This window comes from Stenotrophomonas sepilia (genome assembly GCF_003244875.1).
Lineage (GTDB): Bacteria > Pseudomonadota > Gammaproteobacteria > Xanthomonadales > Xanthomonadaceae > Stenotrophomonas > Stenotrophomonas sepilia.
Genome location: NZ_LXXZ01000007.1, coordinates 1 through 10,315 on the forward strand (window position 1 = coordinate 1; position 10,315 = coordinate 10,315).

The following is a 10,315-nucleotide window of genomic DNA, read 5'->3' on the forward strand; positions in this document are numbered from 1 at the left end:
CCCGCCTACGACAGATCTCCGCGATCTGTAGTAGATCCACGCCATGCGTGGATGAATCTCAATCGAAATCGAATATTTCGAGAATTGAACGAAAAGCATCCACGCATGGCGTGGATCTACCGTGTCGACCAAGGTCGACACCTACCAACAGCCGCCGGAACCTGTCGGAGGTGGGGCGGTGTGGGGCTGCAGGACCGTTGGCGCCATGGATGGCGCCATCGAGCCCCCAGGGACGGGTTTACGGCGTGTCCTGCAGCCCCACACCGCCCCGCCAGACCATCAACAATCCAGAGCCGCTTTGGCTTTGGCTTTGGATTCGGCCCTTGCCTCTGCAGGTGCAGGGCGCAGCCCTGCCGAAACCCACCCTCAGGAACTGCAGGACAGCATCGAGCAGCCGGCGCGGTTGTCGGCCCACGCCGGGCGCTTGCCGGCGAAGTGTTCAAGCCCCGGGCGTTCGGTGTATGGGTCGCGCAGCACGTCCTGCAGCGCATGCACACCGCCGAGGTCACCCTGCTCTGCGCGGTCGATCGCCTCCTGGGCCAGCCAGTTGCGCAGCACGTACAGCGGGTTGGCCGCTGCCATCTTCGCCAAGCGTTCGCGGGCCGACAGCGGATCGCTACGCAGGCGCGCTGCGTAGTCCTGCAGCCATTGCTGCAACGGCGCCTGCACCGAATGCTTGCGCGCCTCGTCGTAGTACACCGCGTCCAGAACCGTAGCGTCCGCTGCCGACGGGTCGATGCGCATCAGTGCACGCCAGGCCAGGGTCATGTCCATGGCGCCCTCCTGCATCAGCTGCTGCCAGCGCTGGTAGAGCTGCAGGTCGTCATCGTCGGCAGCAGCCAGCCCCAGCTTCGATGCAGCATCGCGACGCGTGCAGGCCACGAAGGTGGACTGGTAGGCCGCCAGGCCCGCCTGCAGCGGTGCGACATCGGCGAACAGCGGCGACAGCGCCTGCGCCAATCGGCTCAGGTTCCAGTACGCCACCTGCGGCTGGGTGCCGAAGCGGTAGCGGCGCCCCTGGGCGTCGGTGGTGTTCGGCGTCCACTCCGGATCGAAATCCTCGACCCAGCCATAGGGGCCGTAATCAAGTGTGAGACCGAGCACGGACAGGTTGTCGGTGTTCATCACACCATGCACGAAGCCGACACGCATCCAGTGCGCGATCATCTCGGCGGTGCGCACCGCGATCTGCGCGAACCAGTCGCCATACAGTGCCTCGCCCTGCCCCTCCAGCCCGGGGAAATCACGGGCGATGCAGGTGTCCACCAGCTGTTGCAGCAAGGCCGTCTCGCCACGCGAGGCCGGCAGCTCAAACGAACCGAAACGCAGGAACGACGGCGAGACCCGGCACACGATGGCGCCAGGCTCGGCACGCGGGTGGCCGTCATAGAACATGTCGCGCACCACCTCCTCGCCGGTACCGACCAGCGACAACGCGCGCGTGGTCGGCACGCCCAGGTGGTGCATCGCTTCGCTGCACAGGAACTCGCGGATCGACGAGCGCAGCACTGCCCGTCCATCGGCACCGCGCGAGTACGGGGTCGGGCCGGCCCCCTTCAGCTGCAGCTCCCAGTGGCGGCCATCGGGTGCCACCAGCTCGCCCAGCGAGATCGCACGTCCGTCGCCGAGCTGGCCGGCCCAATGGCCGAACTGATGGCCACCGTAATTGGCGGCCCATGGCTGCATGCCGGCGTACAGCGCGTTGCCGCCGAATACATCGGCGAAGCCTTCGCTCTCGATCTCGGCAGCATCGAAGCCGAGCATCGTGGCAACCTCAGGCGACCACGCCAGCAACGTGGGCGCCACCACCGGGGTCGGCATCACCGGCGACCAGGCCGCGCCCAGCACTTCGCGCCTGCGCGGGCCGGATTCGGGGTCGCCCGGCAGGGTGTGCAGCAGGCGGTTGTCGAAACGGAGGCTGTCGGTATCCATGGTGCTGAAGATGGGGGCGACGGCCGCCCGCCTCAATTGCCGCTGAGCGCCTGCAGGTGGCCGCCGTGGGCCTCGGCACGCTGGTAGGCCGGGCGCTCACCAATACGCTTGAGAAAGCCGCGCAGCGCCGGCTTGTCGTCGAGCCCATCGCCACGTGCGGCAGCGGCCTGGATCGGGAAGCTCATCTGGATGTCGGCCGCACTGAAGCGCTCACCGGCAAACCACGGGCTTTCAGCCAGGCGGCGCTCCATCCAGTCCAGATGCAGCCGCCGCTGCGGGCCGATGAAGCCGCGCTCGGCCTTGTCGGCAATGCTGCGTGCGATCGGGCGCGCAAAGAACGGCATCGGCGCGTTGCGTATGCGGCCCATCACCAGGGTCAGCAGCAGCGGCGGCATCGCCGAGCCTTCGGCGTAGTGCAGCCAGTAGCGGTAAGCGATGCGTTCGGCCCCGTCAGCCGGCATCGGTGACGGCGACAGCTGGCGTTGCGTGTCGTAACGGTCAGCGAGGTAGTCGAGGATCGCACCGGACTCGGCCAGTACCAGCTCGCCATCCTGCAGCACCGGTGACTTGCCGAGCGGATGCACGTTGCGCAGTTCCGGCGGCGCCAGCAGCGTCTTCGGATCACGCGGATAGCGGCGCAGTTCGTAGTCCAGCCCCAGCTCCTCCAGCATCCACAGCACGCGCAGGGAACGGGAGTTTTCCAGGTGATGAACGATGCGCATGGGGACGGTCCTCGGGAAGGTCTCCATCCTACCGCGCCGGCTGCATGCCCTTTGTAGAGCCGAGCCATGCTCCACTGTCTTTGAGAACTGTCGAGCGTGGCTCGACTCTACAAAAAACAGCGGGCAATAAAAAACGCCGGAAGCTCTCGCTTCCGGCGTTCTCTGGCTACCCAACGGTAGCAGACGGATTAGACCGCCTGCACCTGGTCAGCCTGCATACCCTTCTGACCCTGGACGGCGATGAAGGTAACCTTCTGGCCTTCCTGCAGGGTCTTGAAGCCGGTGCCCTGGATCGCGCGGAAGTGCACGAACAGGTCCGGGCCGCTTTCCGGGGTGATGAAGCCGAAGCCCTTGGCGTCGTTGAACCACTTGACGGTGCCGGTCTGACGTTCAGACATTTTACTAACTCCTGAAACACATGTTGAAAAAAATCGCAGCCACCGGGTATCGGGGCCGAGACTGAGTTGCAGGCGTTGGTAAAGCGGATCGATGAGCGGATCGTGAGATCAACTGCACCAGGCCACGATTCACGGTGACCCTAGCAAACACAGTGGGTCGCACGATACGCGTGTTTTCCGCAAAAAGCGATAGTCCCGACGTTCATGGGAACAGGTCACCCGCTAGGCGTGACAAGGGTTGGCAGCCGTTCGCGGCTAACCCCGAGCCCCCATTCAGGTTTTTCCTGCCCTACACTGGGGAAATGACTGAAGCTGAAATCCCCGCTGAATACGCGCCCTCTCGCATCTGGGTGGACGCGGACGCCTGTCCCACTGTCATTCGCGACATCCTGTTTCGTGCGGCTGAACGGGTGGGGATCGAACTGACCCTGGTCGCCAACCAGTGGATCCGCACCCCGCCCTCACGCTGGCTGCGCTCGATCCAGGTGCCGCAGGGCCTGGACGTGGCCGACAGCGCCATCGTCGAGCGGGTCGCCGCCGGAGACCTGGTCGTCACCCAGGACATCCCACTGGCTGCGCTGGTGCTGGAGAAAAAGGCCGTGGCGCTGAACCCGCGCGGCCAGCTGTACACCCCGAACAACATGGCCGAGCGGCTGTCGATGCGCAATTTCATGGAGGAACTGCGCGGCGCCGGGGTCCAGACCGGCGGACCGCCGCCCTTGGGACCCCGCGACCGGCAGCTGTTCGCCGCCGAGCTGGACCGCTGGCTGGCGCGACGCCCGGCCCGCTGAGCGCCTGGCCGCCCTATGCCGGAAGGCTCAGGCTGCGGCCGCTGCTGAACATCCGTCGTGCGCCACTCAACGGGTCGTCGAAGGCCAGGCCCCGCGCCAGCAGCTGCAGCGGTGACTCGGCCACATTCAGTGGCCGTTGCCGAAGCTGAGGGTACAGGTCGTCACCCAAGATCGGCGCCCCAGCATGGCCATGTGCACGCGCAACTGATGCTTGCGGCCGGTCTCCGGCAGCAGCCGGTAGCGCCAGATCGCCCCTTCGGCCTCGATCAGCTCGATCCGGCTGCGCGCATTGGGCTGACCGGTCACTTCGGACATGCGGAAGAACGGCTCGCCCGGCACCAACCGGCTGTCCCGCTGCAACGGAAACGCCAGCCCCGGCAGCGACGGTGCCAGGGCCTCATAGGTCTTCTCGATGCGCCGCTCACGGAACAGGCGCTGGTAAGCATCGCGCGACCCTCGCTGGGTCGAGAACAGCACCAGCCCGGCCGTCAGCCGATCCAGCCGGTGCAGCGGTACCAGATCAGCATTGCCGGTGCGGGCGACCAGCCGCGCCAGCAGCGTCTCGCGCACATGCCCACCCGCAGGTGTCACCGGCAGGAAATGCGGCTTGTCGGCTACCAGCAGGTGCGCATCCAGATGGACGATGGTCTCGACAAAGGGAATCACCGGTTCGTCGGCCACCTCGCGGAAGTACTGGATCTCCCGCCCGACCTGCCAGGGCATGTCCGCAGTGAGCGCCCTGCCCTGCGCATCCAGCACACGGCCACGCGCGAAGCGATCCTGCCATTGCGCGCGCGCGATGCGCGGGAAACGTGCACACAGGCCATCCAGCAGGGTGGCCCAGGGCCCGGGCGGCAACTGCAGTCGGCTGGGCAAGGTCATGGCGTCCACTCCGGCCACGGGAAAGAACGCAAGCGTGCCACCGTTGACGCTGCGCAGACAGCCCGGCCACGGACACCCCCGGAGCAAACCTCTATCATTGTCCTCTTTAGTCCACGGATCCCCCATGGCTCTTACCGCCACCATCCGCAAGGCCGAACTGCAGATCAGCGACATGGATCGCGGCTACTACGCGACCCACAACCTGACCCTGGCCCAGCATCCGTCCGAGACCGACGAGCGCCTGATGGTGCGCCTGCTCGCCTTCGCGCTGAACGCCGGCGACCGCCTGGAGTTCGGCCGCGGCCTGAGCACCGATGACGAACCCGACCTCTGGGAACACGACTACACCGGCGACATCCTGCAGTGGATCGACCTGGGCCATCCGGACGAATCGCGCATCCGCAAGGCCAGCAACCGCAGCCGCCAGGTGCAGGTGGTCAACTATGGCGGCAACGCCTCGGAGATCTGGTGGGGCAAGCAGAGCAAGGGCCTGGCGCGCTTCGACAACCTCTCGGTGGTCGACCTCGACGGTGCCTTCGTAGAGCTGTGGGGCCAGCAGATCCAGCGCGCGATGCGCTGGAGCGTGCTGATCCAGGACGGTGAAGTGCAGCTGCTCAACGATCAGATGCAGCTCGACGTGATCCCGACCTGGCGCAAGCGCGCCAAGGCATGAGCACGATCCGTTGTGACGTGGTGGTCATCGGCGCTGGCGCAGCCGGGCTGATGACCGCGATCACTGCCGGCCAGCGCGGCCGCCAGGTGCAGGTGATCGACCATGCCAACAAGGTCGGCAAGAAGATCCTGATGTCCGGCGGTGGCCGCTGCAACTTCACCAACACCGGCACCACCCCGGCCAACTTCCTGTCGGCCAACCCGCATTTCTGCAAGTCGGCGCTGGCCCGCTACACACCCTGGCATTTCATCGAGCTGGTGCACAAGCACGGCATCGCCTATCACGAAAAGGAACTGGGGCAGTTGTTCTGCGATGTCTCCTCCAAGCAGATCGTGAGAATGCTCGTGGACGAATGCCAGGCGGCCGGCGTACAGATCCGTACCGACTGCAGCGTGCAGCGCATCGAGCATGGCAGCGATGGTTTCCGCGTGCACACCACGCACGGCCTGTTCCATTGCGCCTCGCTGGTGGTTGCCACCGGTGGCCTGTCGATTCCCAGCATGGGGGCCAGCGGCTTTGGCTATGAAGTGGCCCGCCAGTTCGGTCACCAGGTGCTGCCGACCCGCGCCGGGCTGGTACCGCTGACCCTCAGCGGCAAGCACCAGGAGCGGCTGGCCGACCTCAGCGGCGTCGCACTGCCGATCGAGGCGCGCTGCAACGGCAAGAGCTTCCAGAACTTCATGCTGCTGACCCACCGTGGCGTGAGCGGCCCGGCCATCCTGCAGATCTCTTCGTTCTGGCAGCCCGGCGATGCGCTGGAGCTGGACCTGTTGCCGGGCCAGGATGCGGGCGAGTGGCTGCGCCAGATGAAGCGCGACCGCCCCGCCGCCGAGCTGCGCACGGTGCTGGGCGAGGTACTGCCGAAGCGGCTGGCACAGCGGCTGTGCGAGCACTGGCTGCCCGACCGCCCCGTGCGCCAGCTGGACGAGCCGGTGCTGCGCCAGGCTGCGCAGCTGCTGGGCGCATTCCCGCTGGTGGCCAGCGGCACCGAAGGCTACCGCACCGCCGAGGTCACCCTGGGCGGCGTGGACACCGCCGAAGTGTCATCCTCAACGATGGAATCCAAGCGCGTCCCCGGCCTGCACTTCGTTGGCGAGGTGCTGGACGTGACCGGCTGGCTGGGCGGCTACAACTTCCAATGGGCCTGGGCAAGCGGGCACGCAGCGGGCGGCGTGGTGTGAACCACTTCGCCGTTCCATTCGCGCAAGGGGGACGCGCATGGACGGTTCGCCGCGCATCGTGTATCTAGATTCGCAGATTGGGGAGCAGTGCATGCAGAACGCGAACGACATCACCATCCGCCTGCTGATCGTCGATGACAGCGGCGAGAATGCCGAAGCCATCGTCAGCACCCTGCGCAACAGCGGCATCGCGGTACGCCCGTGGCGCCCACAGGATGCAGCCGAGCTGGCCCAGGTGCTGACCAGCCAGGCCATCGACCTGGTGCTGGCCTCGCCGTCGCAGGGCATTCCGCTGCAGCTGGCAGCCCAGCACATCGCCGCCAGCGGCAAGGACATCCCGCTGGTGCTGCTGGCCGAGCGCATCGACGAGGACGAACTCGTGCAGGCCAGCAGCCATGGCATCCGTGCCCTTGCCCTGCGCCAGCGCCCCGAGCACCTGCTCGCCGTGGTCCGCGACCAGTGGGTCGACCTGCAGGCGCGCCGCGGCCTGCGCCGCATCGAGGCGCAGATGCGCGAGACCGAGCGCCGCTGCGACGCGCTGATCGCCTCCTCGCGCGACCCCATCGCCTACGTGCATGAAGGCATGCACATCCGCGCCAACGACGCCTACCTGGAGATGTTCGGCTACGAGCATTTCGACGACATCGAAGGCATTTCGCTGCTGGACATGGTCGCCGCCCAGCACGTGGAGGGCTTCAAGCAGCTGCTGAAGGGCCTCAGCCGTGGCGAGGCGCCGCCGCCCCAGTACCAGCTCGACGCGCGCCACCAGGACGGCAGTGCGTTCCCGGCGACGATGGAATTTGCGGCGGCCACCTACGAGGGCGAGTCCTGCCTGCAGGTGGTTCTCCGCCGCCGCATGGAGTTCGACCCCGAACTGGCACGCGAGGTCGAGGACCTGCGCCAGCGCGACCAGGTCACCGGCCTGCTCAATCGCCCGACCTTCATGCTGCAGCTGGAAAGCGCGGTGGCCCAGGCCGGGCGCAGCGAGGGCCAGTTCGGCCTGCTGCTGATCGAGCCGGACCACTACGCGCGCCTGCTGCCGGATATCGGCCTGGCCTCGGCCGACACCCTGATCGGCGCCCTCGCCGCCCTGCTGGCCGAAGTGGTTGGCGAGGACGCGCAACTGGCCCGTTTCGGCGAGCACAATTTCGCCGTGCTGCAGGCCGGGCCCTACGCACAGACCGTGGCGCTGGCCGAGCGCATCCGAGAAGCCTACGCCGCACACGTCTTCAGCATCGGCGCACGCTCGGCCACGGTGACGGTCAGCATCGGTGGCGTGCAGGTCGGTGAGAAGATCGCCAGCATCGGCCAGGTGCTGGCGCGCGCCAGCGAATGCACCCAGGCTGCAGCCGAGCTGGGTAACACCTGCCGCATCTTCGACCCGGCTGCTGCCGACCGTGTCGAGGAAGAGCGTGTGCAGCGCTGGGTGGCGCGCATCCGCGAGGCGCTGGCCGGCGACGGTTTCCAGCTTCACTACCAGCCGGTGCTGAACCTGCAGGGCGAACCACTGGAGCTGTACGAAGCCTATCTGCGCCTGGAAAACAATGGCGAGCTGCTGAGCCCGACCGCGTTCCTGGGCATCGCCGAGGAACACGGCCTGCTGGCCGACATCAACCGCTGGGTGGTCTCGCAGGCGATCGCGGTGCTGGGTGAACGCGCACGTGCGGGTCATGCCACCCAGGTGCTGGTGAAGGTCACGCCGGAATCGTTCGATGACCCACAGATGATCGCCACCCTGCGCCGCGAGCTGCAGGCACAGGGCGTGCCCGGCGAACGGCTGTGGCTGCATGCACCGGAAGCGAAGGTGTTCACCCACCTGCGCAGTGCACAGCAGTTCCTTGCCGAAGTGGCGCCACTGGGCTGCCGCATCGGCCTGGAGCAGTTCGGTTCCGGGCTGGACTCGTTCCAGCTGCTGGCCCACTTCCAGCCGCAGTTCCTCAAGCTGGACCGGGGCTTCACCAGCGACCTGGCCGCCACCCGCGAGAACATCGACCGCATCAGCCAGATCACCGCGCGTGCTCAGGAAGCGGGCATCTGCACCATTGCCGAATTCGTCAGCGATGCCAACTCGATGACGCTGCTGTTCAGTGCCGGCGTGGATTACGTGCAGGGCGATTTCGTCGGCCCGGCGCTGCCGGAGATGGGCTTCGAATTCGGGTGATGCCTCTCTGTAGCCGAGCCATGCTCGGCTGCGGGACTCAAGCGAAGAGCAGCCGAGCATGGCTCGGCTCTACACAAACCAGAAGGCCGGCTTTCGCCGGCCTTCTGCTTGATCAGGTCATGTCGACGAGATTTTCGATCTTCACGTCCGGATTGACGTCGGCCTCGTAGTCGACGCCCTCCACGCCAAAACCGAACAGGCGCAGGAAGTCGGCCTTGTAGCCGGCCAGGTCGCTGATTTCGTACAGGTTCTCGTTGGTCACCTGCGGCCACAGCGCGACCACCTTGCCCTGCACGTCTGCGGCCATTTCCTTGTAGTCCGCACGCAGGCGGCCTTCCTCATCGACCAGCGCGACGGTGTGGCCGCCGCCATCGACCAGGTCATGGCGCAGGCGATCAACCGCCGTGCCATCAGCCTTGCCGCCGTAAAGGATGTCGTACAGCACGTCGAGCTGCTCGATGCAGCCTTCGTGAGTGCCCTTTTCCTTCATCACCTTGAACAGCAGCGACAGGTACAGCGGCATGGTCGGAATGGCCGAGCTGGCCTGGGTCACCACGGCCTTCAGCACCGACACGCGCGCGTCGCCGCCGATTTTCGCCAGCTTTTCGCGCAGGCCCAGCACCTTGGTGTCCAGGTCCTTCTTGGCCGCGCCGATCGAGCCATTCCAGTAGATCGCCTGGGTGATCTCTTCGCCCACGTAGGTGAAGGCCGTGGTGGTACAACCATTGGCCAGCACGCCGGCATCGGCCAGTGCATCGATCCACATCTGCCAGTCCTCGCCGCCCATCACCGCGACGGTGCCGGCGATTTCTTCCGGGGTGGCCGGCTGCAGGGTGGTTTCGGTGATCACTTCCTTGTCGGTATCCAGCCCGCGCAGGGTGATCGGCTCGCCGATCGGCTTCAGCGTGGAGCTGATGATCTCGCCGGTCTTCGGGTGCTTGCGGCGCGGCGCGGCCAGGCTGTAGACAACCTGGTCGACCTGGCCCAGATCGGCCTTGATCATTTCGATGGTCTTCGCCTTCACTTCATCGGAGAAGGCATCGCCATTGATGCTCTTGGCATACAGGCCGGCTTCGTCGGCGTACTTGTGGAACGCGGCCGAGTTGTACCAGCCCGCGGTACCCGGCTTGGTCTCGCTGCCCGGTCGTTCGAAGAAGATACCGAGGGTGGCAGCGCCACTGCCGAAGGCAGCGGTGATGCGTGCGGCCAGGCCGTAGCCGGTGGAGGCGCCGATCACCAGCACACGCTTGGGACCGTTCTGGATCGGCGGGCGCGCACGGATGTAGTCGATCTGCTGCTTGACCGCGGCCTCGCAGCCGGTCGGATGGGTGGTGACGCAGATGAAGCCGCGGACGCGCGGTTTGATGACCATGGATACCTCGGGTTGGCAGATGCGGCGCACGGGGCGCTCAGCAGGAGTACGGGCGCGCACGCGCGCGAACCGCAGGATCGTAGTGCGCGGGGGAAGATTGCACAACCGACGCTGGCGTAGGGTGGTGTTTCTTTTGCAGGGTTGCACCCTGCACCCGCAGAGGCCTGAGCAACGGCCAGAGCCAGAGCAACGTCAAAAGCTGG

8 protein-coding genes and 1 pseudogene are annotated in these 10,315 nt (G+C 66.4%); 4 read left to right on the forward strand and 5 right to left on the reverse strand.

Annotated features, from left to right (window positions below; genetic code table 11):
• Positions 1-366 precede the first annotated feature (366 nt).
• From A7X97_RS00705 to A7X97_RS00715, 3 genes are all read right to left on the reverse strand, one after another.
• Positions 367-1,932: a protein adenylyltransferase SelO gene (locus A7X97_RS00705; RefSeq protein ID WP_072168287.1), complete on the reverse strand. Its 1,566-nt coding sequence runs from the start codon at positions 1,930-1,932 to the stop codon at positions 367-369.
• Between the two features lie 32 nt (positions 1,933-1,964).
• Positions 1,965-2,654 (reverse strand): glutathione S-transferase family protein, encoded by a 690-nt coding sequence (locus tag A7X97_RS00710; RefSeq protein ID WP_111007450.1) that lies wholly within the window; start codon positions 2,652-2,654, stop codon positions 1,965-1,967.
• Between the two features lie 188 nt (positions 2,655-2,842).
• Positions 2,843-3,052: a cold-shock protein gene (locus A7X97_RS00715; RefSeq protein ID WP_005416210.1), complete on the reverse strand. Its 210-nt coding sequence runs from the start codon at positions 3,050-3,052 to the stop codon at positions 2,843-2,845.
• Positions 3,053-3,354: 302 nt separating this feature from the next.
• On the opposite strand from A7X97_RS00715, the gene A7X97_RS00720 reads away from it, so the two are divergent.
• Positions 3,355-3,843 (forward strand): YaiI/YqxD family protein, encoded by a 489-nt coding sequence (locus A7X97_RS00720; protein ID WP_111007451.1) that lies wholly within the window; start codon positions 3,355-3,357, stop codon positions 3,841-3,843.
• A 13-nt stretch (positions 3,844-3,856) separates the two neighbouring features.
• Here A7X97_RS00720 and A7X97_RS00725 read toward each other — a convergent pair.
• Positions 3,857-4,725: pseudogene (locus A7X97_RS00725) on the reverse strand (pseudouridine synthase).
• 124 nt (positions 4,726-4,849) lie between these two features.
• Here A7X97_RS00725 and A7X97_RS00730 point away from each other — a divergent pair.
• The 3 genes from A7X97_RS00730 to A7X97_RS00740 all read left to right on the forward strand — a co-directional run bounded on the left by A7X97_RS00730 (position 4,850) and on the right by A7X97_RS00740 (position 8,740).
• A complete protein-coding gene (locus tag A7X97_RS00730) occupies positions 4,850-5,398 on the forward strand; it encodes a YaeQ family protein (protein WP_072168291.1) in 549 nt (182 codons plus the stop codon).
• Complete coding sequence (locus tag A7X97_RS00735) at positions 5,395-6,579, forward strand: BaiN/RdsA family NAD(P)/FAD-dependent oxidoreductase (protein WP_111007452.1); 1,185 nt, start codon at positions 5,395-5,397, stop codon at positions 6,577-6,579. Before A7X97_RS00730 ends, A7X97_RS00735 begins: the two co-directional genes overlap by 4 nt.
• Positions 6,580-6,670: 91 nt before the next feature.
• Positions 6,671-8,740 (forward strand): EAL domain-containing response regulator, encoded by a 2,070-nt coding sequence (locus A7X97_RS00740; protein WP_061477970.1) that lies wholly within the window; start codon positions 6,671-6,673, stop codon positions 8,738-8,740.
• A 112-nt stretch (positions 8,741-8,852) separates the two neighbouring features.
• Here the strand turns inward: A7X97_RS00740 and fabV are convergent, their stop codons facing one another.
• Positions 8,853-10,112 (reverse strand): enoyl-ACP reductase FabV, encoded by a 1,260-nt coding sequence (fabV, locus tag A7X97_RS00745; RefSeq protein WP_072168292.1) that lies wholly within the window; start codon positions 10,110-10,112, stop codon positions 8,853-8,855.
• Between the last annotated feature and the right edge of the window lie 203 nt (positions 10,113-10,315).